Source organism: Terriglobia bacterium, from assembly GCA_020072845.1.
Taxonomy (GTDB): Bacteria; Acidobacteriota; Terriglobia; order Terriglobales; family Acidobacteriaceae; genus JAIQGF01.
On record JAIQGF010000001.1, the window covers coordinates 112,350 to 134,074 of the forward strand.

Below are 21,725 nucleotides of genomic sequence, written 5' to 3' on the forward strand. Positions count from 1 at the left end.
GTCTATCGGTCGTCGATCCGAGTAGAACTCCGCTGAGTATTCACCACCGAGGCACCGAGGTCACCGAGGTACACCGAGCTTATCCGTTCCTGTTGTCGCATCTGGTTGTTCGGTGGTCCCCTGTGTTCTTGGTGTCTCGGTGGTGCGATTCCTCTCCCCATTCATCGCCTGCTGCAGGCTCGCGACCACTTTCTGAATATTCTTGCGCGCCAGCGGCTCCAGCAGCCCGCCGGCGATGGATGTCAGACGGCCGAACACCTGCGCCTCGCCTTTCCAACTCACCACCGTGCCGACGCCGTCAGGACGCAGATCGAAACGTGCATTCAGGTCCACGTTCCCTCCCGCCATGGTGGCCTTGCCGGTGTAAAGGGCGTGGGAAGGACGAGTGTGCTCGGCCAGATGCAGCTTCACCGTGGCCGTACCGCGGATGTGCGAGATGCCGACCTTCACATCCACCATGAAATTCTCCGCGTCGCGCACGTCCACTTTCTGGTAGTCGGGCAGCAGCGGGCAGAACCGGTTCGGGTCGGTAAGGAAATCGTAGGTCTCCTCGGGCGTGCGCTGCACCGTGAATTCGCCGCCAAAGCTAAAGGCCATTCCCCCTCCTCGTCGCCGCGATAGGTCGTGCATCGTCGACGCGATTGACAGACTGCCTACGTATCGTGCTTCGCCTTGTATCCGGGCACGACTTTAGTCGTGCCGAACCCGCGCATTTTCTCTCTTGTCATTCCGAGCGGGGTTTCAACCCCGCGAGGAATCTGCTGTTCCCGCCGCCGCCCGGATTGCCTTCAAGATGTTCTGGTACCCGGTACAGCGGCACGTGTTCCCTGCGATTCCCTTGAGAATTTCCTCGTCGGAGGGCCGTGGATGCGACGCCAGCAGTTCGGTGGCGGCCAGCAGGAAGCCCGGCGTGCAGTAACCGCATTGCAAGCCATGGTTGCCGGCAAACGCTTCTTGCAATGGATTGAGATTGCCGCCCGCCGCCAGCCCTTCGACGGTCGTGATTTCGGCGCCATCAGCCTGCACGGCAAACACCGTGCACGACTTCACCGCTTTGCCGTCCAGAAGCACGGTACAGGCGCCGCAATAGCTGGTGTCGCATCCGATGTGCGTGCCGGTAAGGTCGAGCGTCTCGCGCAAGAAATCCACGAGCAGCGTGCGCCCCTCGATCCTCTCGGTGTACGACTTCCCGTTCACCTTGAGCGTGATTGCCACGCGGTCCGTCGGTTTCGAGATCACGTCAGGCATAGATGTGGCCGCCTTGCACGGCCCCGCCCTGGCTGCGGCGCAGCGCAGCCTCCAGGGCGCGCCGGGTGAGCGAACCTACCAGGGTGCGCTTGTAACCCACCGAGCCGCGCATGTCGGGTTGGGGATCGGCGGCAGCCATGGCGGCCTCGGCGGCGCGCGCGATGGTCTGCGAGTTCAGCTCCTTGCCGGCGAGCTCGTCTTCAGCGGTGCGGGCGCGGATTGCGGTGAGCCCGACGCAGCCGAGCACGATGTGCGCCTCGCGGCAGGTGGCGCGGTCGTTCATGGTCAATTGCGTGGCGACGCTGGCGGTGGCATACACGGGAGCGCAGCGCTTGAAGGCAACGTAGGCTCCGCCGGCGGCGCCTTGCGGAACGTGCACCAGGATTTCGCGCACCACCTCGCCGGGCGCGAGCGCGGTGGTGTAGGCGTCAAGAAAAAAATCGGAAATCGAAATGCTCCGTTCGCCTGCCGGGCCAACGCAGCGCACCTCGGCGGGAAGCGCCAGCAGCGCGGCGCCCCAATCGCCGCTGGGATCGGCCTCGGCGAGCGATCCGCCGATGGTGCCGCGGTTCCGCACCTGCACGTCGGCAATGCCAGCGGCGCAATCGTGCAGCAGCGGGATGGCGCGCACGGCGGCGGAGGCGGCAAGGTCAGCGTGCCTCGCCATCGCGCCCAGGCGCAGGTCGCCATTGGCGCGGTGGATGTACGAAACGCCGGGAACGAAGTTCAGGTCCACCAGGTGCGAAGGCGAGGACAGCCGCAGCTTCATCAGCGGAATCAGGCTCTGGCCGCCGGCGAGCAGCTTGGCGTCCTCGCCCAGTTCGGCAATCATGGACGCGGCTTCCTCAAGCGAAGCGGCGCGATGGTAACGGAAGGCGTGCGGATACATGAATGAGCCCCACTCTCATTCCGACCGCCGGAGCAAGACTCCGGGCGCACCAATTTATCAGAAACCCCGGCTGGTACGGCAAGGGCAGCTCCATCACGGAGCCGGCTGTGTGGCACGGGTCTCTGACCCGTGGCCTCCCGGGTCGTAGACCCGGGCCACACGGCTCGCGCGTCGCCACAGGACGTAACACAGCGAAATAAACGCCAGCCATGGAATGCCCGCGAGCAGCGTCACGCGCATTCCCTCCACCCACCACGTGGTCAGCAGGATGGCGATGATCGAGGCCGCTCCCAGCAGCGTGGTAAACGGATATCCCGGCATGCGCACCGGTAGCGGCGGCGCGCCACTCTGTTCCCAGCGGCGGCGAAAGGGCAGGTGAGTCAGGAAAATCATCAGCCAGATGAAAAGCCCGCCGAACAGCGCGATCCCGAACATGTAGACATACGCCGTGCGCGGGTACAATGCGGCCATCACGGTAGCCAGCGCCAGTCCGAAGGTGGACATGAGCAGGGCGTTGACCGGCGTGCCCTGGCGCGAGACCTTTCCAAACACGCCGGGCGCATAGCCGCCGCGCGCGAGCGAAAACATCATGCGCGTGACCAGGTAGAAGTTGCAATTGATGCTGGAGAGTGCGGCGGTGAGCACGACAAAGTTAACCACGTGCGCTGCGGCTGGGATCCCCATGACTTGAAAAACGGTGACAAACGGGCTGGCGGTGACGTCGGCGCCCGGCTGAATGCGGTCCCAGGGCACCACGCCGATGAGGACAATCATCGCTCCGATGTAGAAGAGGATGAGCCGGCCGACCATGGAACGCATGGCGCGGGGCACGGCACGCTCCGGGTCCTTGGCTTCTCCGGCGGTCACCGCGACAATCTCGGCGCCAATGTAACCGTAGATGACAAACACGATCGCCATCCACATTCCGGACAAGCCGCGCGGGAAAAATCCGCCGTGCGCGGTGAAATTGCGCGCGCCAATTGCCGGGTGACCGGCGCCCAGCGGCATGGCCGCCCCAAACACGATGAAGAGAACAATCGCGACCACCTTGATCATCGCAAACCAGTACTCAAACGTGCCGAAGCTGCCCACGCTGCGGGCGTTCACCCACAGCAGCCCCGCCGAAAATCCGACGATCCACAGCCACGAGGGCACGTTGGGGAACCACCAGCGGCAGTACACCGCGACTGCGGTGGCTTCGCCTCCGATGGCAATCGCCTGTACCGCCCAGTAGGTGTAACGAACCACGAAGCCGGCCCAGCGGCCGAGATAAATTTCGGCATGAACGCCGAACGACCCGGCGGTGGGATGCGCCACCGACATTTCCGAGAGCGCGCCCATCAGCAGCAACGTGATCGCCGCGCCGAGCACGAAGGTGAGGATCACGGCCGGCCCGGCGGCGCGCACGGCCAGCGAACTGCCGAGGAACAATCCGGTGCCGATGGCGCCGCCAATCGCGATCATCGCCAACTGCCGCGACGACAGCTGGCGATGCAGGCCGGCTTCCTTGTCCACCACCACAGACGAAATGTCGGCGAGCGAGCGGCTTTCGGCCTTCAAAGAGTTCCCCACGGGTGCCGAGAGTATATCCCGCAGGCCCACTAACGATGGTGCCCCACATCTGCCCGCCTTTGGCAGACGTGGGTGACTGTAGGGATTTGCCCTGGCTGCGACGGGAGCCTTCGCATGGCGGGAGGATCACTTCCAAGCGTGATGTGCATCACGCCCCACTGTAATCGACTCCCTATCCGGCGCGCCGCCATACATCAGAGACTGTTCGCGGGGCGACCGCCCACCATTGGGTCTGCCCCGGTATAGCACCATGGCTGCGACCTTCAATGACGGCCTGAAACTGCGGCGCATCCTCTTTGCCACTGATTTCTCGGCGTCCGCGCTGGCTGCCCTGCCGCAGGCCGCGCGCCTGGCAAGGAATTCAGGGGCCCGGCTTTACCTCGCCCATATCATTGAGATTCATGCGTGGAAAATCTCGACCGAAGCGGCTCTGCAACTCCGTATTGATGCCACCCGCCGGCTCGATTACACCCTCGCCCTGCCGGAATTGCGCGGCATCAGCAGCCAGATGGTCGTGGGCGACGGCGCAGTAACCGCTGAAATCCTGCGCATCGCCCAGGAATACGCGGCGGACCTGGTGGTGACCGGGACGCGTTCGCGTCACGGCCTCATCCACTATTTTGCCCACTCGGTCGCCGAGCAGCTCGCGGAATCCGCGCCGTGCCCGGTTCTGACTGTCGGCCCCCGTGCTCGCCCGGTGGCCGTCGACGCGCCAATCCGCAATATTGTCCTGGCGACCGGCCTTAACCCCGGCGCGGCCGCCGGAATCTCCTATGCGCACTGGTTTGCGCAAGCGCAGGGCGCCAAGCTATGGGTAGCCCACTCCCTGCATCCGCATTCTCCGCTCAGCGAAACCGACTCGGCGGAAAGGTGGCTGAGCAAGCTCGTTCCCGGCCAACCGGGGGTCGAGCGTGTGGCCGAGGTGGGAAGCGTGGAGCAGGTCACGGTCATGCTGGCCGAAAGAGAAGGCGCCGATCTGGTGATGTTGGCGCCGGGATTGGGCTCACGGCTGCCGCAGATCGCGCGTTACGTCGCCTGCCCGGTCATGGCCGTGCGCTATGCCATCCCGATGATCCGCCCGAGAAGTTTCGGGGCGGAACTTACTGGAAGCCAGAAGTAATCTTCAGTTACCTCGCTGCTGCGGTCGCCGGCTGCGCGGCGGTCACCGCCGCAAATGCCTGGTCGAGCATGCGGATGGCTTCATCCACGTCCGCCTTGCTGATATTCAGCGGCGGCGACATGCGAATGGCGTTGCCGTAGAGCCCGCCCTTGCCGATGATCAATCCCGCGCGGCGCGCCTCGTCGAGCACGCGGTTGGTTTCCTGCGGCGCCGGTTCCTTGGTGTTGCGGTCTTTGACCAGTTCGAGCGCCTGCATCAGGCCCATGCCGCGCACGTCGCCGATCAGGTCGTACTTGTCTTTCAGTCCTTCCAGTCCTTCGCGAAAATGTTGGCCGACGGTGTGCGCGTTGTCCATCAGCCTGTCTTCTTCGATCAGGTCAATCACCGCCTTGGCCGCGACCGAGGTCACGGGATTGCCGCCGAAGGTCGAGATTTGCAGGCCCTTGAAGCTGTTGGCGATCTCCGGGCGCGTCATGGTGACACCCACCGGCACGCCGTTACCCAGACCCTTGGCGGAAGTCATGATGTCGGGTGTGACCTCCCAGTGCTCGATGCCGAACCATTTCTTTCCGGTGCGGCCCCAGGCGGTCTGCACTTCGTCGCTGATGAAGTCGCCGCCATACTTCTTGACGATCTTGAACACGATCTTGAAGTACTCCGGCGGCGGCGTGATAAATCCGCCCAGCCCCTGGATGGGTTCGGCCAGCATGCCGGCAATCGCGCCCGAAGTCGAGGTCTGGATCACGCTCTCCACATCTTCGGCGCACTTCACGCCGCAGTCCGGATACTTCAGTCCGAAGGGACAGCGGTAGCAGTACGGATTCATGGCGTGCACCACGCCGAAGGCAGCCGGCAATGACGCGCGCCAGCTATGCATGCCGGTCATGGACTGCGCCGCCTGCGACCGGCCGCTGTATCCGTGGCGCAAAGCCACAATCTCGAAATGCCCGGTGTGCATGCGGGCGAACTGGACGGCGGTCTCGTTCGCCTCCGTGCCGCTGTTGGTGAAATACGTTTTGCTGATCTCGCCGGGCGCAATCTTTGCCAGCTTCTCCGCCAGCGCGACAATGGCTTCATTGGGCAGCACCGTCGAAGCGTGCTGGATTTTGTCAATCTGCGCCTTGATCTTGGTGGTGACGCGCGGGTTCGAGTGCCCCACCGAGATGGTCACGATGCCGCCGAAGAAATCCAGGTACTTCTTGCCTTCGGTGTCCCACAGGTACTGCATGCTGGCGTGCTCGGTCACCAGCGGGTCGGTGAAGTAGGTGGTAACGGAGGGGAACAGGTACTGCTTGTATTTGGCGATGATTTCGTCGCGAGTCATGGGCGCCTCACAGAAGGAATTGCAGACCGGGAAATATAGCACCGTGATTGGCTGTTAGCCATTGGCCGTCGGCAATTAGTGGGGGCCAAGCGTGCGGTAACTGATGTGGTAATAACTCTGGCTGGTTGCTGTTGCGGCCCCCCCCTCCCCCTCCCCGAACGAAGGATCAACAACATAGGCCCGGGATACCGGCCAGTAACCCAAGGTTACCTGGAGGATCGGGCGTGTACTGCGAGGACAACTTTGACGGGCGCTAACGGGCAGCATTTGTTACCAAGTCAGTAAACGAGCTTATAGAGACACCACAAACTCGCGCGCACTGGGCACAGAACCAGAGTAGGAGTTGTCAACGGTTTTGTCTGTGACAAGAGCAGGAAAATTTGTGAGATGCTGCCAAATTGGGATGGCGGCGGGGGCATAGATAATGATAAGGGCCGTTCACGCCAGTTGACACAGAGCATAACGCGCTGAGGTTACGACGGCAGGGATTGCCTTATCGCAGATTACCCGGAAGATGAAGTCTTCCCGCGCTGTGATCTGGAAACGGATGAAGCTGCCAGCTCGGAATGGATGGTGAGGCACGTGAGGCTAAGGAAACGCGTAGGAAAACTCAGACACAGGCCAACGCCGGACGAACTTAAGAGGATGCTCCGCAAGCACGTGAGCTTTGAAATAAATAGATTTCGTGCAGCAGCCTCGCTTTGGGGTAAGTCCAGGTATGGAGTACCTGCAGACGCGATGATCCGGGAGTCGGCTTTGATCCATTTCCGGTTGCTCCTTGACTTTTTCTATCCGCGCGGCGGAGCGGCTAGCGGGAAACACAGGGATGTGATCTGGTCTGACTACTTGCCCGACCCCGGTCTGCTGAGCCCGGGATTTCGTGCATTGCTCATGCAGCCGTCTTGGCTCCAACACCATCGGGACCAGCTTGACTGGCGACTCGCTCACCTGACGATGTATAGGTTCGACTTCGAACAGCAACCTGCGTGGCAACCCGACGAACAATTCACTCATATCGAGCAACTCATAACCCACTTCCTTGCCGCGTTGCCTACGGAGATGCGGGCACTCTTTGACTGTAAGCGCCAGTAGGCGCAACTGCTGAGGAATCTACCCGCGCTGAAGGGATGGTGAGGCGGTGCGCGGCGAAGAGCGGGCGAAAGATTGACGGATGCCCCTATTCATGGCAGCGTTCGCTGGTATGAAGCGCCACGTAATTGCAGCCGTGTTCATATTATCAGCCGTCGTAGCCGTAGAGTCCCAGCAAACCTGCCCGGTTCAAATCGAGAAGATCGGAAACGGAGCCAAAGCTGGGATGATGGCTGGACTTCTTGGTGCTGGCCCTTTGGGGCACCCACTTGAAATCCGATATGCCAATCGCTCGGACAAGCCAGTTGCGGCCATTCGATTTGGGGTTGGTTACCTAAATTCCATGCACGAGCTGTCATACGTGGGAACTGTCGACACAAAGGACAGCCACCTTTTGAAACCAGGGAAGAGCTATGGCGTCGTTAGTTCAGAAATTTTTGGCACCGAGAAGAAGCCGATGGCATGGGTGGAAAAGGTAAGATTTTCGGACGACACCTACTGGAGCGATGACGGATCCAGGAGCTGCGGCAATTTTCAACCGCCACCAGAAATTCCATCGAACACTGATTCAACAAAATCACTAAGAACCCCTGCTCCTAGACTGGTTTCATCTCTGCCGTCAACAGAAGTCGCACGCATGATACGAGCCGGCGCGCGGACGACCTACATTTCGTCATACCCAATCGGTGCAGAAGTCATGATGGAGGGGAAGTCGCTAGGGTTGACTCCGCTGATTTTCGTCCTACAGCCCAGTGAGCAGTACGATGTGTCCGTTATCGCCGATGGCTATAAGCCAGTGACCGCCAAGCTAAGGGCAGGGCTAGTTCTGGTCGTGCAAATGGAAAAAGGGGACCCTCAGAAACCGAACTAACTTTGGCTGCTTGATGCGTAACTGGCGATAAATCGTCTTATCACAAGTTGCGTCCTGGAGCGGGAGTCTAAGGCGACGAGGCGCTGGCGGTCTGCACCAGCGCTGATTTGACAATATCCTCCAGCCGCAGTTCCAGCCCGCCGTATTCCGGATGGTCGTTGAGTTCCAGCGTAAACGCCACATCCACCGCGTCGCCGGCGAGAATCGAGGCTTGCTGCACCCGTTCCGCCATGCGCCATCCGAGCGCATCAATCCCGCGCGCGAATTTCCCGGGACCATTGGCCAGCCGCATCTTCACGTGCTTCTCTTTCAGAATCTTGGGCGCCAGGGCGACGCGCGCGCCGCGGGCGGCAAACACCGGCTCGGGATTGCTCATGCCGAACGGATTCAACTGCTGCACACATTCATAGAAGGCGGGCGTGACCTGGCTTAGCGGCAGGTCGCCGTCATATTCCAGAACGCGTTCGAAATCGGCAGGCGTGAGCCGCTCGCGTGCGTAGCGATCGAGCGCCGCCCGCAGCGCCGGGACGCGGTCGCAGGGCAGCGAGAAGCCGACCGCATGCGCGTGTCCGCCGAAGCGCGTAAACATCTTCCGGCAGGATTCCAGCGCGTCCAGCAAGTGGAAAGCGGGAATCGATCGCCCGGAACCGTACGCCTCGCCATCTTCGCGCGAGAGCACCAGCGCCGGACGGCCGTAGCGCTCCACCACGCGCGTGGCGGCGATACCGATCACGCCGCGATGCCACTGGTCGCCGTCCACCACCAGGCAAAATGAGTCGCGCACCTCGGGCGCGCTCGCCAGCCGCTCCTCGACCGCTTCGAATATCCGCTTTTCCTCCAGTTGGCGGTCGGCATTGAGCTGGTTCAGCCGCGCCGCAATTTCCTGGGCGCGTCTAGCGTCTTTGACGCTGAATAATTCAATGACGTCCTGTGCGACATCCATTCTTCCCGCCGCGTTTAACCGCGGCGCGATGCGGAAGGCCACGTCGGTCGCGCTCAGCTTTTTTGCGCTCAGCGCCGCAACCTCCAACAGCGCCTTCAAGCCCGCATTCACCGGATGCCGCAGGCCGTCGAGTCCGAGCGAGGCGAACACGCGATTCTCGCCCACCAGCGGCACCGCGTCGGCGATGGTGGCGATGGCAACCATCTTCAGAAACGACGGCAGCAGGCGCGCCCGCCCGCTTTCCTCCAGCAGCAATTGCGCCAGCTTGAACGCTACCCCCGCTCCGCACAGCGCTTTGCAGGGATACGCGCAACCCGCCTGGTTGGGATTCAGCACCGCCAGCGCCGGCGGCACGCCCTGCCCTTCCGGCAGGTGATGGTCGGTGACGATCAGGTCCACGCCGAGACGCCGCGCGGTTTCGGCGGCGGCAAAGGCGCGAATGCCGGTGTCCACGCTGATGATCAGCGACACTCCGGCGGAGGCGGCGCGCTCGATGACGTCGTCCTGCATGCCGTAGCCCTCGCGGATGCGGTGCGGGACGTGGAAGTCGGCGCTGCCGCCGCACAGCTCGATCGCGGTTTTCAGGATCACGATCGCGGTGGTGCCGTCCACATCGTAGTCGCCGTAGATGAGGACCTGCTCGTGGTTGGCAATGGCGCGGCGCAGACGCTCGGCGGCCGTGTCCATCCCGAGCATCAGGTGCGGCGAGTGAAGCTGGTCGAGACTCGGGTGCAAGAAGTTGTGCGCTTGTTCGCCGGTCGTGATGCCGCGGGCAACCAGCAGGCGGCCAATGACAGGGGGAAGTTTGAGATCGGCCGCGAGTCGGGTTGCTTGCTGCTCATCGGCGGTTCGCAGTTGCCAGCGCACTGAAGAAAAGTATCACGAGTTGCGAGTCCCGAGTCCCGGGCAATTACCCGAGGGAACCGTGTGTTCTCGGGTCAAACGTCACCACCGAGGCACCGAGTTCACCGAGTCACACCGAGAAGATTATTCCTCGGTGTTGCTCTGTGGCCTCGGTGTCTCGGTGGTGAATATTAGAGGTCGCCGGGGACTCGCGTCTCGCGACTATCTTTCCTCGTCGGGATCGTCGGGCTCGTCAATCATGATGCCGCCATACTCCTCGGCGACGTCCAGCAGGCGCTGGTAGCGGTCGTACCACTCGGTGGAAACCTCGCACAGGAACATCGCTCCCTGGTACGGCCAGCCCAGTTGCAGAAACCCGGTCTTGCCGATGTAGGTGCGCAGCCAGCGGGCTTCGTCAACGTCTTCTTCGTTGGTGTAATTGGAATTGCGCAGGCGCTCGACCATGAAGTCCACATCTTCGCGGTCGAGCACCACGTCGTTCATGGTGAGGAAAGCCGCGCCCGATGCTTTGGCGAGTTCGACAAAATCCTTCCAGGCGTCCACGTTGCCGTGCGGGTCCCACATCACGCTGGTGACTTCGTCGTTGACATAACCGTGGAAGCGGCGCATGCCGTGGCCTTCGATGAAGGCGGTCATGTCGTCCTTCAGGCTGGTAAGGTCGTCTAGCATGACTGACAAGTGTCGCACTTAATCCACTCTAACCAGTACATCATACTCCGCGGCAAGGTCGCGTGCGGCGGGCGTGATGATGGTTTTCGGACCTACGAAAATTTTCGCCTTGCGCTTCACCGCGGCGCGAATCTCCGCCTCGCTCACGAAATCCACCGCGCGCGGCTTGGGAGGAGGCGCAGCCGATGGCGGCGCGTCGGTCTTTGCCGGCGCGGCTTGCGTTGGGATCGCTGCCGGCTTCGCGGCTGGCGGCGCAACTTGCTTGCCGGCCAGGAAGCGGTCCACGGCGCGCGCTACCGACCAGTTGACGCCCGTCCCGGCTGCCGGCGCAGCCGTTTCCGCAGGTGTTGCGCACACGCCGCAGGTTGTCGCCGTGCTTGCGGGTGGGGCCGCACTAGCCACTGGCCACTGGCCACCGACCACTGAAGTCACCGGCCTGGCCTCGTAGGCGATCCGCCGCAGGTTGATCAGGTGTAGCGGTGAAATGTTGTCGGAGGTAATGTTGCCGCCGGCGGCGCCGCAGCCCAGCGTCATCGCGGGAAACAAATTGGTGGACGAGCCGATTGAGCCCTGTGGCGCCGGGCTGTTCACCACCACCCGGTACGCGGGCATCTTCATGCCGTACTCGCGGATGACGGCATCGTCCTTGGCGTGAATGGCGCAGGTGTGCCCCAAGCCGCCGAAGCGCAGCAGTTCGGCGCAGCGCGCCATGGCCGCCGCGCGGTCTTTTTCAAAATAGAGTGCCAGCACCGGCGAAAGCTTTTCCGCCGACAGCGGCTCATCGCGTCCGACCTTGTCCAACGGCGCGACCAGCACGCGCACGCCCGCGGGCACCTGCAATCCCGCCAGCTCAGCGACTTTCACCGCGCTCTTGCCGACGAATTTCGGACAGATGGTATGCGTCTCGGTGTTGACCATCTGTTTCCCGAGTTTTTGGATTTCGTCGCGGCTCAGCATGTGCGCGCCATTTTTCGCCAGCTCTTTCAGGATCGGCCCGCGCACCGATTCCTCGGCGACAATCGCCTGCTCCGACGAGCAGATGGTCCCGTTGTCGAACGTCTTGCCGAACACCACGTCGGCGACGGCCTTGGGCAGATCGGCGCTGCTGTCAATCATGGCCGGAACATTCCCCGGCCCGACGCCAAACGCCGGCTTGCCCGAGCTGTACGCCGCGCGCACCATCGCCATCCCGCCGGTAGCCAGGATCACGCTGGTGCGCCGGTGCTTCATCAATTCCTGCGTGCCCGGAAGGCTGGGAGTATTGAAGCAGCAGATCACGTCCGCCGGCGCGCCCGCCTTTACTGCCGCATCCTTCATGATCGCCGCCGCCTCGCAACTGCAGCGCAGAGCGGTCGGGTGCGGGCTGAGCACGATGGCGTTCCGCCCCTTGATGGCGATCAGAATTTTGTAAATCGCGGTGGAAGTCGGGTTGGTGGACGGCAGGATCGCCGCCACCACGCCCGCCGGTACGGCAACTTCGATGATGCCCTGCGCCTTGTCCTCGCGCACCACGCCGACCGTCTTCAACGGGCGGATGGCCTCATACACCCGCTGCGACGAAAACAGGTTCTTGATTACTTTGTGCTCGACCACGCCATAGGTGGTCTCTTCCACCGCGATGCGTGCCAGTTTTTCCGCATTGGCGGTGGCCGCGGCCGCTACCGCGTCCACGATGCGGTCCACCTGCTCCTGGGTAAAGGTCTGGAATTCGAGAAAGGCCTTGTAGGCGCGCTCGATCAGATCGCGCGCCTCGGCGACGGAGCGCTCGTCCTTGGTTTGCCCCGGGGACTGCGCCGCCGGGGCGACAGCAACGGCTGATGTGGGATCGTGGGCCACGGAGGAATTTGGTAATTGGGCAATTTGGCAATTGGGCAATTTGGTGAGTAACGAGCGGCTGCAAAGCGGCCTGCAATTACCAAATTACGAAATTACCAAATTACAAAATCAGTTTAGTCGGCGCTTCCCTTTTTCGCTTTCGGGGCGGCGCCGCTGATCATCGGCATCGAAGTTTCCAGGTCGCCGTGCGGACGCGGAATCACGTGCACCGCAACCAGTTCGCCGACGCGGCGTGCGGCAGCAGCGCCGGCATCGGTGGCGGCCTTCACGCTGGCCACGTCGCCGCGCACGATCACCGTCACGAATCCCGCGCCGATATATTCCTTGTGAACCAACTGCACGTTGGCGGCCTTGACCGCGGCATCGGCGGCTTCAATCGAGCCGACCAGGCCCTTGGTTTCGATCATTCCCAGCGCATCCATCATGTTCGCTCCCTGGAACCCGCGCGGACACGGGCCGCGCGCAACAGTTACGAGTGCCTGCGTACCTTACTACGCAGACCGCCATGGGTCAACGCTCCCTCCCGCGCGCCCGCGTTTCCGTGTGTTAAACTTCAGTGCTTAACGCCACCAACTTTTACGCTCTATGGTCCTGTCCAAAGAATATGTGGGCTACCTGGCCCGCGAGATCTCGAAAAAACTGCTCAAGGGCGAATTCATCGAAACCAAGAATCTGCCCGCCGTCACCGAGCGCGTCCACGGGGCCATGCTCGACGAAATGACGCTGGAAGACCGCATCAACGACGAAGTCCGCATCATTCTGGAAACCTACTCCGAGGAAATGCGCCGCACCGGCGCCAATTACCAGGAAATGTTCAAGAAAGTGAAGAACGAACTGGTGCGCAAGTACAAGGCGGTGCTGTAGTGCGGGTGGACATCAGGTCGGAAGAGCCGTATCGCGTCAGCCGCGACAAGATGAACGTGCTGGCGCGGGCTGTCACCGAAGCTCTGGCCGCCATGGAAGGCGTGAAGTTGCTCAAGGAAAAGAACACCGTCCGCCTGGAAGTCCGCCGGCTGCTGGAGGAACTGCTGGCGCAGGAGAAGAAGATCGACCTGGAAGCACGCCGCAAGATCGAGTCCCAGAAGCGTACGATCCTGGAAGGCAGCCAGGAGTGGGACATCCTCTACCGCAAGTACTACAACGAGGCGGTCAAGAAGCTCGGAATTTAGAGAGTTTCAGTTTCAGTTTCAGTTCGAGTTGTGAGTTCTCAGCTCTGAGGAACCAGCTCACAATCCTAATTCTATTGCCGCATCAGGGCGCGAAACCGGGGGTGCTCGCGCAGGCCGGCCAGGTCGGGATCGTGTTCCATCCACTGCCGCTGGCCCCAGCCGTGGGTGAGCGACTTTTCCAGGCAATCAATGGCGCGTTCCGCTTCTCCCAACAGCGCGTACACGCAGGCGACGTTATAGAGCACCTGCGGCTCTTCGCCCTCCAGTGCGAGCGCGCGTCCCGCCCACTCCAGGCTGCGCTCGCGGTCTCCGACCTGCGACAGCGCATTCGCCCCGAAATACAGCGCGCGCGCGTCGCCCGGATGCAACAACAGGTGCTTCTGCGCCGCCGACAGTCCCCGGCGGTACGCAGCGGTCGCTTCCTCCGTTCGTCCCATCCCGTGCAAGGCGCTCGCCATCAGCATCGGAGCCTGGTAGTCCTCCGGATTCACCAGGCTGGCGCGTTCGAACCACGCCACCGCTTGCGAGAGTTCGCCTTGCGCATACCAATTGCGCGCATAAAAGTAGTAGGGCTCGAAGAGGTTCGGCCCCAGGCGCATCGCGGTCTCGAACTCCCGTTTTGCGTCGTCATAGTTCTTGCGCAGGGATGCAGCCAGGCCCCGCGAAGCGTGCGCTTCCGCCAGCTCAGGATCAAGTTCCAGCGCTTTGCGGCTGGCCTCATCGGCCTGCTGGATGTTGGTTTCGCTGGAGTCCCAGTAGAAATACAGAAACGCGCTGCAATCGGCGATGCCGGCGTAGGCACGCGCAAACGACGGGTCGAGCTCGATAGCCTTGGCGAACATCTCGCGCGCGAAGTCGAATCCCTTGCGGCGGAACTGGTGAAAGAACTGCCGGCCCCGCAGGTAGAAATCGTAGGCCTGTAAGTCGGCGGTGGGAATCTTGCGGATGGCGCGCTGCTCGTGCTCGCTCAAGGCCAGGCGCAACTCGCGCGCAATGCTGTGCGCGATTTCATCCTGAATTGCGAACACGTCTTCCAATTGCCGGTCATAGCGCTCCGCCCATACCGCGTGCCCGGTGCGCGTGTCCACCAGCTTGGCCGTGATTCGCAACCTCGCTCGCTCACGGCGCAGGCTGCCTTCCAGCACGTGGGAGGCGTTGAGCTGGCGTCCCACCTCGGTCGGCATCACCGGCTTGTCGCGGAAGGCCAGGACCGCCGACCGCGAAAAGACGCGCAACTCGGCGATTTTCGCCAGCTCGGTGGTGATGTCCTCGGTGATGCCGTCGCGGAAGTACTCGTCTTCCTTGTTGCCTCCGATATTCTCCAGGTAGAGCACGGCGATGGATTTCCTCGCCTGCCCGCCGCTCTCAGCGGCCCGGTGCAGATCCATCGCCAGCTCGCGCGCCGACTGGTACCGCAGCGCCGGCTGCTTGTCCAAACACCGGATAACGATCTCCTCCATCTTCGAAGAAATCTCCGGCCGCAGGCGCGAGGGCGGCGCCGGGGGTTGGTTGAGGATGCCGTCGAGCAGGGCGGTGAACAGCCGGGCCTCGAATGGGTGGCGCCCGGTGACCATCTCGTAAAGCACGGTTCCGACGGAGTACAGGTCACTGCGCACGTCCACCGCTTCGCCGCGCAACTGTTCGGGCGACATGTAGCGCAGGGTTCCGGCAAAGGCCGGCGGGGGCGCGTCGCTTTCGGCCGTGGTGCTGTCCGGCAGTGCCGGCAGCGGCATGGCGACGCCGAAGTCCAAAATCTTCAGCCGGCCGTCGATGGTCACGCGCAGGTTGGCCGGCTTGAGGTCGCGGTGGACGATGCCGCGCTCATGGGCCGCGGCCAGTCCTTCCGCGAGCTGCGCCGCCAAGTCCAGGATTTCCCTCTCCGGCAGGCGCCCCGCCGCGATCTTTTGTGCCAGGGTTTCGCCGTTCACCAGTTCGGTGACAATGAAGTCCGCGCCCTCATCGGCGTCGAAGTCGTAAATTGTCGCGATATTCGGATGATTGAACTTCGAGAGCGCCAGCGCCTCGTTGCGGAAGCGCTTGCGCGCGGTCTCATCGGCCAGGACGCCCGCGGATAGAACTTTGACGGCCACTTCGCGGTCGAGTCGCTCGTCGCGGGCGCGGTACACCTCGCCCATGCCGCCCGACCCGATCTTGTCCAAAATGCGATAGTGCCCCAGCTTGCGCGAGGCGGGGATGGCGGCAACGGCGTCGCCCGGCATGGCAGCGGCTCCTTCTCCTCACCCACTCGGCATCGTAGGTCGGCACCCCGGGCAAGTCAAACCCGGCCCGGCACTTACCGCCTGCTTGCGGGCAGCGGGCGGCTCCGTTTCGGGAGGGGAAACTTGGGTGTCCGGTTATGCGTATATCTAAGCGGGAAGAATCTTTCACCTTGGCGTAGCATCAACTAGACAGGAAAGAGTTTATGGGTAACGCACTGAAAACCACGCTGCTGCTGGGACTGCTGACGGGCTTCCTGCTGTTTGTGGGCCAGTACTTCGGCGGGCAGAACGGGATGATCCTCGCCCTGGTCTTCGCCGGGGTGATGAACTTTGTCTCTTACTTTTTCTCCGACAAGATCGCGCTGACCATGTACCGCGCACAGCCGGTCACGCGAGAAGACCTGCCGCGCGTCTACCAGATCGTGGAGCGCCTGACGCAGCGCGTCGGCATCCCGATGCCGAAGATTTACGTCATTCCCAGCGATTCGCCCAACGCCTTCGCCACCGGCCGCAACCCGAACCACGCTTCCGTCGCGGTGACGCAGGGAATTCTGAACCTGCTTACCGATGACGAGATGGAAGGCGTGCTCGCCCACGAGCTTGGGCACGTGCGAAACCGCGACATCCTGATCAGCTCCATCGCCGCCACCATCGCCGGCGCCATTACCCTGGCGGCACGCATGGCGATGTGGGGCGCGATGTTCGGCGGATACGGCGGCCGTGACGAGCGCAATCGTGGCGGCGGCATCGGCGGGCTGTTCATGATCATCCTGGCGCCGATTGCGGCCATGCTGATCCAGCTTGCGGTGTCGCGTTCGCGGGAATACGCCGCCGACGATACCGGCGCGCATCTCACCGGCAATCCCTACGCGCTCGCCAGCGCCCTGCGCAAGCTCGACGAATACTCGCGGCGTGTGCCGCTGCCGGCATCGCCCTCAACCGCGCACCTGTTCATAGTGGCGCCGTTTCTCGGCGTAAGCGGATTGAACCTGGCGAACCTGTTTTCGACTCATCCGCCCATCGCCAAGCGCATCGAGCGCCTGACCGGCCGTCCGGCTGAATTCGACGTTTAAGCCTGTATCCGTGACATCGGGAAAAGACCCACATTTGCCAACGACGGGCAAATGTGGGCCACCCGTGCCGCTGCTGCCTACGGATCGATGATGACAGTCGGCGGCGATCCGCCTTTGGCTTCCACCTTGCCATCGCAGAAAACCTTGTAGTGGTGGATTCCGCGAGGCAGGGTTTTCTTCAGAGTCGCACGCACTTCGTTAGGGATGGAGTAATCGGGCGGCTCGAAGATATCGCCCTGGATGTCGATCTTGCAGTCGTAATACTTGAACACCAGCGTGTCGCCGGCGCTGGCGAACTTATGTGGGGGCACGACTCTGTGCTCGGGCGTTCCTTTGTCGTCGAGGAACTTGCCCACGATGACCGGTTCATCATCGCGCCAGGGTCGGCTGCCCCTCCGCTCCGGGATTGTTACCATCTTTGGCTGAGTTGCCATACATCACCTCTCTCTCTCTCTTTCAATGCTGCATATTGGCCTTGGCTGGCTGCACCAGCCGTTGATACCTGGGGTCTGTCCTAAGATCGTTCCAGGTGGGATCGCGTTCGATTTCCGCGACCGGGGTTCCAGCCTGAATGGCCCTGGCGAGCCAGGTAAATGCCGCGTCGCGATCGTCCAGCTGGAGGTAAACATCGGCGGCGCGGAAGAGCGTCTCAGGATCGGAAGGCGGCGTTTGCAGCCCCTGCTGGAGCAGATCGCGGGCGCGCGCGGGGCGTCCCAGCACGGAGTAACAGTCTGCCAGGGCCAGCTTCTTGGCGTTGTCGCGAGGGTTGATCTTGAGCTCCCGCTCCATCATCTCCGCTGCGCGCTGGTAGGCAGTGCGGCCCTTGTCCTTCTGTCCGGGCGCCCAAGTGTAGGCTGACGCGGCGTTCTGCCAGATGCGGGAATCCTTATCGTTCCATAGCAGCGCCTTCTCGTACATGCGCGCCGAATCGCTGTATCGCCCGGCCGAAAAATATAGCGCGCCCAGGTTCACGTAGGCACGGTAGTTGGGCTGGATGGCGAGCGACTTTTCAAAGAGCTGCTGCGCTTCCTGGTACTTGCCCTGAAAGAAGTAGACGCCGCCGAGATTGGTATACCCGCGAACGTTCTCCGGCGCCAACTCGATGGCTCGGCGGAACTGGGCGGCCGCCTCGTCGTAGCGGCCAGCCTGGTTGTAGAAGGCGCCGAGCGCACTGTAGCCTCCCCAGTAATCCTTGCGCATCTCGATCGCGCGCCGGTAAGCGTCCTCGGCCTCCTTGGTTTTTCCCAGCGACGCATAGGAGGTCGCCAAGCCGCGGTAGGCGGCATCGCTGGTCGCATCCAGGTCGAGCGCGCGTCCGAATTCCTTGACGGCATCTTCGTAGCGGCCTGTCCCCTGGTAGATCAGGCCGAAGGTGACGTGCACCGGCGCAAGCCGATCGTTAAGACGGGCGGCGTTGCGGCAGGCTTGCATCGCCTTCGGAATCGAAGCCGAGTCCTTGCTCTCCTGGAACTGCCGCCAGTACGCCTCGCCAAGCGCGGCGTAGGCCAGCGCAAATCCGGGATCCGTCTTAATGGCGGTGTTGAACAGCTCGACCGCCGATTTCAGATTGTTGGGATCGGCGTAATCCAGCAAGTATCCCCGCCCGCGCACGTAGTACTGATAGGCATCGGGGCGCGCCGCCACGGCTGCCGCTTCGCCCGGCCGTGCCTCCACGTCGAGCATGGCCAGTAACTTGTCCACCACCTCACGCTCGGCTGCCGCCAGGTTCCGCAGATCGGCATTCACCACCGCGCCATTCAGGTTGCGCCGAGTCTGCGCGTCCACCAGGCTGTACGTCACCTGGTTGTTGGCCGCGAAATTCCAACTGCCTTCCACCACCAGGGTGACGCCAAGTTTCTTGCGCGCGTCCTCCGCCGAGCTGACGCCCTGCAACCGGACTTCGCTGCTCGGGACCACCTCTACGCCGGAGCGCTTGCTGACTTGCGCCAGCCGGGCCGTCAGCAACTCGGTCAAGCCACGGCAGAGAGCCTGGTTCTCCGCCTTGCCGCCGATCGCCTCAAACGGCAACACGGCCACCACCTTGGCCCTGGGCGGCGCGGAGACTAGTTGCGCAGGCGCACTCCGGCGCGACAAAAACGGCGGCAGCGCCACGCCGGCGAGCAACAGGGCGCTAATGGCGATGACTGCCAGCCACCCCACGCGCGTCACGGGTCGTTGTGGCACAGCGACTTGCTCCAGATTGCGGCCTGACACCAGCCGCTGCAGGTCCACCTGGATCTCGCGCGCTCCCTGGTACCGGAGCCGCGGGTCCTTGTCCATCGCTTTGCGGATGATCGCTTCCAGCTCCGGGGAAATCTCCGGGTTCAGCGAGCGCACCGGCGGGGGCTCCTGGTGAAGAATGGCCTCCACCAGCGCGCCCACCGATGGGTGCGAGTGCGGCTGCCGTCCGGTTGCCATTTCGTACAGCACAACTCCCAGCGCGTATAAGTCCGAGCGGTGGTCGGGCTGCGACCCGTGCAGTTGTTCGGGAGACAAATACGGCAGCGTGCCGGCCAGGGCCGAGGTTTGCGATTCACTTTGGTTGGTGGACTGGTCGCTCATCGGCAACAACCGCGCCAGCCCGAAGTCCAGCACCTTGGCTTGCTCGGATGGCGTAATCAGGATGTTCGCCGGCTTCAAATCGCGGTGCACCACACCTTGCTTGTGGGCCTCATCGAGCGCTGACGCCAGTTGCATGCCGAAGGTCAAAATGTCGGCCTGCTTCATGGGCCCGCGCACCAGCCGGTCGGCCAATGTGTGCCCGGCAACGAATTCCATGACCAGGAAATCAGCGTCGCCGGCGCTTTCGAATCCGTGCAGGGTTTCGATGTTCGGGTGATTGAGGCGGGCGAGCGTCAGCGCTTCCTGGCGAAAGCGCTTGCGCGTGGATTCGTCTCGGACTACGCCGGCGGGCAGCAGCTTCAGCGCAACGTCGCGCTCCAGGACCTCGTCATGCGCGCGATAAACCACTCCCATGCCGCCTTCACCGATGCGTTCGATGAGACGGTAGTGGCCGTACGTCTGGCCGCACACCGGGGAGGTGGCCATTGCGGACCTCTGGTTCCGAATCGTGACATTAAAGGCACGAGCAGCGTGTTCAAGATTGCGGACCGTTGTACGGCCAGATTGTCACGCCGGAGGCCCGGAAATGCAAGCGGCGCGGGCGGCACAGGCACTTTCGTTCCGTTATTCCTCCCATTTCGACGCGCGACCGTTAGCGCAAGCTGGTTTACAATCGCTGGCAATGTCTCCCCACACCATCCAAAGCCCGGCGGCCCGCGCGGCCGCGTTGCAGGCGGCGCTGCGCACCATCATCCGCGGCCAGGACGAGGTCATCCGTCTCGCCCTGGTGACGCTGTTTGCACGCGGCCACCTGCTCATCGAAGGCGTGCCCGGGGTCGGCAAGACCACGCTGGCGCAAGCGCTGTCGCGCGCCCTGGACTGCGCCTTTCAGCGTATCCAGTTCACCAGCGACATGCTGCCCAGCGACGTGCTCGGCATCTCCATGTACTCCGCCGTCGAACAGCGCTTCGAATTCAAGCGTGGGCCGGTGTTTACCAACGTCCTGCTCGCCGACGAAATCAACCGCACCACGCCCAAAACCCAGTCCGCGCTGCTGGAGGCGATGAACGAATCGCATGTCACCGTGGACGGCCACTCCTATTCCCTGCCGCAGCCCTTCCTGGTGATGGCCACCCAGAACCCGGTCGAGCATCACGGCACCTACCCGCTGCCCGAATCGCAGATGGACCGCTTCCTGATGCGCGTGCACATGGGCTACCCCTCGGGTGAAAGCGAGCGCGAGATCCTGCGTTCCGAGGCGGGCGCGGCCCAGCTCGACAGCGTGCGCCCGGTGCTGAGCGCCGCCGACGTGATCGGCATCCAGGATGAGGTCACGCGCGTCCGCGTGGACGATTCGCTGGTGGAGTACGCCTTGGCGATGGTGAATCGCACACGCGAATCGGCGTATCTTTCCCTCGGGGTCTCGCCCCGCGGCGGCATCATGCTCTATCGCGCCGCGCAGGGCATGGCCTTCCTCGACAGCCGCACCTTCGCCACCCCGGACGACTTCAAGACGCTGGCGGTGCACGTCTTCGCGCACCGCGTCGTGGTCAGCGGACGCTATTCGTCTACCTTGAAAAAATCGCAGCAGGGGGAAGAGATCCTGCGCGAGATCGTGGACGGCGTCCCGGTGCCGGTGTAGCAATCAAGTCAGAATTAAGAAGTCAGAAATCAGAAGTCAGAAATAAGAAGTGGGTCCACTTATATGTCCGTGTTGCGCTTTTTCATGTTGCTCTCGATGGTGATCTGGGTGGGCGGGATCATCTTCTTCTCCTTCGTGGTTGCGCCCGCACTGTTCAGCGTGCTGCCCACGCGTCATCTCTCCGGCCTGGTGGTGACCCGCACTCTTACCTCGCTGCACTGGATGGGCATAGTCTGCGGCGGCATCTTCCTGATCTGCTCCACCTTCGCGGCCTACCATACCTCGGGCAGCGTGCAGGCCAGCGCCGCACGCAACCTGCTGGTGTTCGCCATGGTGGTGGCCACCCTGTTCTCGCAAATGGGCGTCAGCACGAAGATGGCGGCCCTGCGAGCCGAGATGGGCGAGATTGACAAAATTCCGGTCACCGACCCGCGCCGCGTCGCCTTCAACCACCTCCACCAATGGTCTACCGGACTGGAGGTCATCGTCCTCCTGCTCGGCCTGGCGACTCTGTACCTCATTGCGCGTAACTGGGCCATTCCCGTAATGAATTCCCTGAGCGCGCGCTCGCTCTCCACCCGCGCCTAAATCCCGCGCAGTTGGTATCATCATTAGTTTTGCAGGAGGCCACGAAT

19 protein-coding genes are annotated in these 21,725 nt (G+C 62.7%); 7 read left to right on the top strand and 12 right to left on the bottom strand.

Annotation, left to right across the window (positions count from 1 at the left end):
* Positions 1–60: 60 nt before the first annotated feature.
* From LAN70_00545 to LAN70_00560, 4 genes are all read right to left on the bottom strand, one after another.
* Positions 61–597: a carbon monoxide dehydrogenase subunit G gene (locus LAN70_00545; GenBank protein ID MBZ5509635.1), complete on the bottom strand. Its 537-nt coding sequence runs from the start codon at positions 595–597 to the stop codon at positions 61–63.
* Positions 598–741: 144 nt separating this feature from the next.
* Complete coding sequence (locus tag LAN70_00550) at positions 742–1,248, bottom strand: (2Fe-2S)-binding protein (protein MBZ5509636.1); 507 nt, start codon at positions 1,246–1,248, stop codon at positions 742–744.
* Complete coding sequence (locus LAN70_00555; protein ID MBZ5509637.1) at positions 1,241–2,137, bottom strand: xanthine dehydrogenase family protein subunit M; 897 nt, start codon at positions 2,135–2,137, stop codon at positions 1,241–1,243. Before LAN70_00555 ends, LAN70_00550 begins: the two co-directional genes overlap by 8 nt.
* Before the next feature lie 93 nt (positions 2,138–2,230).
* Entirely contained in the window at positions 2,231–3,601 is a 1,371-nt protein-coding gene (locus LAN70_00560; protein ID MBZ5509638.1) for an amino acid permease, read from the bottom strand.
* Between the two features lie 358 nt (positions 3,602–3,959).
* On the opposite strand from LAN70_00560, the gene LAN70_00565 reads away from it, so the two are divergent.
* Positions 3,960–4,829, top strand: coding sequence for a universal stress protein (locus LAN70_00565; protein MBZ5509639.1), 870 nt, complete (start codon positions 3,960–3,962; stop codon positions 4,827–4,829).
* Between the two features lie 7 nt (positions 4,830–4,836).
* On the opposite strand, the gene LAN70_00570 is transcribed toward LAN70_00565, so the two are convergent.
* A complete protein-coding gene (locus tag LAN70_00570; protein MBZ5509640.1) occupies positions 4,837–6,153 on the bottom strand; it encodes an aspartate aminotransferase family protein in 1,317 nt (438 codons plus the stop codon).
* A 1,183-nt stretch (positions 6,154–7,336) separates the two neighbouring features.
* On the opposite strand from LAN70_00570, the gene LAN70_00575 reads away from it, so the two are divergent.
* Positions 7,337–8,113, top strand: coding sequence for a PEGA domain-containing protein (locus LAN70_00575; protein MBZ5509641.1), 777 nt, complete (start codon positions 7,337–7,339; stop codon positions 8,111–8,113).
* 67 nt (positions 8,114–8,180) lie between these two features.
* On the opposite strand, the gene recJ is transcribed toward LAN70_00575, so the two are convergent.
* The 4 genes from recJ to LAN70_00595 all read right to left on the bottom strand — a co-directional run bounded on the left by recJ (position 8,181) and on the right by LAN70_00595 (position 12,850).
* A complete protein-coding gene (recJ, locus tag LAN70_00580) occupies positions 8,181–9,923 on the bottom strand; it encodes a single-stranded-DNA-specific exonuclease RecJ (GenBank protein ID MBZ5509642.1) in 1,743 nt (580 codons plus the stop codon).
* 198 nt (positions 9,924–10,121) lie between these two features.
* Complete coding sequence (locus tag LAN70_00585) at positions 10,122–10,589, bottom strand: hypothetical protein (protein MBZ5509643.1); 468 nt, start codon at positions 10,587–10,589, stop codon at positions 10,122–10,124.
* Positions 10,590–10,607: 18 nt separating this feature from the next.
* The gene (locus LAN70_00590; protein ID MBZ5509644.1) at positions 10,608–12,425 is read right to left on the bottom strand and encodes an aldehyde dehydrogenase family protein; all 1,818 of its coding nucleotides are present in this window, start codon (positions 12,423–12,425) and stop codon (positions 10,608–10,610) included.
* 113 nt (positions 12,426–12,538) lie between these two features.
* On the bottom strand, positions 12,539–12,850 hold the full coding sequence (locus tag LAN70_00595) for a BMC domain-containing protein (GenBank protein MBZ5509645.1): 312 nt from the start codon (positions 12,848–12,850) through the stop codon (positions 12,539–12,541).
* A gap of 160 nt (positions 12,851–13,010) precedes the next feature.
* Between LAN70_00595 and LAN70_00600 the strand changes: the two genes are divergently transcribed.
* Both LAN70_00600 and LAN70_00605 read left to right on the top strand, forming a co-directional pair.
* A complete protein-coding gene (locus LAN70_00600; protein ID MBZ5509646.1) occupies positions 13,011–13,289 on the top strand; it encodes a DUF507 family protein in 279 nt (92 codons plus the stop codon).
* A gap of 50 nt (positions 13,290–13,339) precedes the next feature.
* Entirely contained in the window at positions 13,340–13,594 is a 255-nt protein-coding gene (locus LAN70_00605; GenBank protein MBZ5509647.1) for a DUF507 family protein, read from the top strand.
* Positions 13,595–13,665: 71 nt separating this feature from the next.
* Here LAN70_00605 and LAN70_00610 read toward each other — a convergent pair whose 3' ends face one another.
* Positions 13,666–15,813: a protein kinase gene (locus tag LAN70_00610; GenBank protein MBZ5509648.1), complete on the bottom strand. Its 2,148-nt coding sequence runs from the start codon at positions 15,811–15,813 to the stop codon at positions 13,666–13,668.
* Between the two features lie 203 nt (positions 15,814–16,016).
* Between LAN70_00610 and LAN70_00615 the strand changes: the two genes are divergently transcribed.
* Positions 16,017–16,886 carry a zinc metalloprotease HtpX gene (locus LAN70_00615; GenBank protein ID MBZ5509649.1) on the top strand — a complete coding sequence of 290 codons (870 nt, stop codon included), beginning with the start codon at positions 16,017–16,019 and terminating at the stop codon, positions 16,884–16,886.
* A 77-nt stretch (positions 16,887–16,963) separates the two neighbouring features.
* Here the strand turns inward: LAN70_00615 and LAN70_00620 are convergent, their stop codons facing one another.
* Together LAN70_00620 and LAN70_00625 are read right to left on the bottom strand one after the other, a co-directional pair.
* Positions 16,964–17,320 (bottom strand): hypothetical protein, encoded by a 357-nt coding sequence (locus LAN70_00620; protein ID MBZ5509650.1) that lies wholly within the window; start codon positions 17,318–17,320, stop codon positions 16,964–16,966.
* Between the two features lie 22 nt (positions 17,321–17,342).
* Positions 17,343–19,934 carry a protein kinase gene (locus tag LAN70_00625; GenBank protein MBZ5509651.1) on the bottom strand — a complete coding sequence of 864 codons (2,592 nt, stop codon included), beginning with the start codon at positions 19,932–19,934 and terminating at the stop codon, positions 17,343–17,345.
* Between the two features lie 196 nt (positions 19,935–20,130).
* Here LAN70_00625 and LAN70_00630 point away from each other — a divergent pair, with 196 nt between their 5' ends.
* Both LAN70_00630 and LAN70_00635 read left to right on the top strand, forming a co-directional pair.
* Positions 20,131–21,090, top strand: a complete 960-nt coding sequence (locus LAN70_00630; GenBank protein ID MBZ5509652.1) for a MoxR family ATPase — start codon at positions 20,131–20,133, stop codon at positions 21,088–21,090.
* 63 nt (positions 21,091–21,153) lie between these two features.
* Positions 21,154–21,678, top strand: coding sequence for a DUF4149 domain-containing protein (locus LAN70_00635; GenBank protein ID MBZ5509653.1), 525 nt, complete (start codon positions 21,154–21,156; stop codon positions 21,676–21,678).
* Positions 21,679–21,725: the final 47 nt, after the last annotated feature.

Excerpts from the sequence above, each read along its gene's own strand:
- LAN70_00545 (MBZ5509635.1), bottom strand. The coding sequence starts at position 597 with ATGGCCTTTAGCTTTGGCGGCGAATTCACGGTGCAGCGCACGCCCGAG.
- LAN70_00550 (MBZ5509636.1), bottom strand. The coding sequence starts at position 1,248 with ATGCCTGACGTGATCTCGAAACCGACGGACCGCGTGGCAATCACGCTC.
- LAN70_00555 (MBZ5509637.1), bottom strand. The coding sequence starts at position 2,137 with ATGTATCCGCACGCCTTCCGTTACCATCGCGCCGCTTCGCTTGAGGAA.
- LAN70_00560 (MBZ5509638.1), bottom strand. The coding sequence starts at position 3,601 with ATGATCGCGATTGGCGGCGCCATCGGCACCGGATTGTTCCTCGGCAGT.
- LAN70_00565 (MBZ5509639.1), top strand. The coding sequence starts at position 3,960 with ATGGCTGCGACCTTCAATGACGGCCTGAAACTGCGGCGCATCCTCTTT.
- LAN70_00570 (MBZ5509640.1), bottom strand. The coding sequence starts at position 6,153 with ATGACTCGCGACGAAATCATCGCCAAATACAAGCAGTACCTGTTCCCC.
- LAN70_00575 (MBZ5509641.1), top strand. The coding sequence starts at position 7,337 with ATGGCAGCGTTCGCTGGTATGAAGCGCCACGTAATTGCAGCCGTGTTC.
- LAN70_00585 (MBZ5509643.1), bottom strand. The coding sequence starts at position 10,589 with ATGCTAGACGACCTTACCAGCCTGAAGGACGACATGACCGCCTTCATC.
- LAN70_00595 (MBZ5509645.1), bottom strand. The coding sequence starts at position 12,850 with ATGATGGATGCGCTGGGAATGATCGAAACCAAGGGCCTGGTCGGCTCG.
- LAN70_00600 (MBZ5509646.1), top strand. The coding sequence starts at position 13,011 with ATGGTCCTGTCCAAAGAATATGTGGGCTACCTGGCCCGCGAGATCTCG.
- LAN70_00605 (MBZ5509647.1), top strand. The coding sequence starts at position 13,340 with ATGAACGTGCTGGCGCGGGCTGTCACCGAAGCTCTGGCCGCCATGGAA.
- LAN70_00610 (MBZ5509648.1), bottom strand. The coding sequence starts at position 15,813 with ATGCCGGGCGACGCCGTTGCCGCCATCCCCGCCTCGCGCAAGCTGGGG.
- LAN70_00615 (MBZ5509649.1), top strand. The coding sequence starts at position 16,017 with ATGGGTAACGCACTGAAAACCACGCTGCTGCTGGGACTGCTGACGGGC.
- LAN70_00620 (MBZ5509650.1), bottom strand. The coding sequence starts at position 17,320 with ATGGCAACTCAGCCAAAGATGGTAACAATCCCGGAGCGGAGGGGCAGC.
- LAN70_00625 (MBZ5509651.1), bottom strand. The coding sequence starts at position 19,934 with ATGGCCACCTCCCCGGTGTGCGGCCAGACGTACGGCCACTACCGTCTC.
- LAN70_00630 (MBZ5509652.1), top strand. The coding sequence starts at position 20,131 with ATGTCTCCCCACACCATCCAAAGCCCGGCGGCCCGCGCGGCCGCGTTG.
- LAN70_00635 (MBZ5509653.1), top strand. The coding sequence starts at position 21,154 with ATGTCCGTGTTGCGCTTTTTCATGTTGCTCTCGATGGTGATCTGGGTG.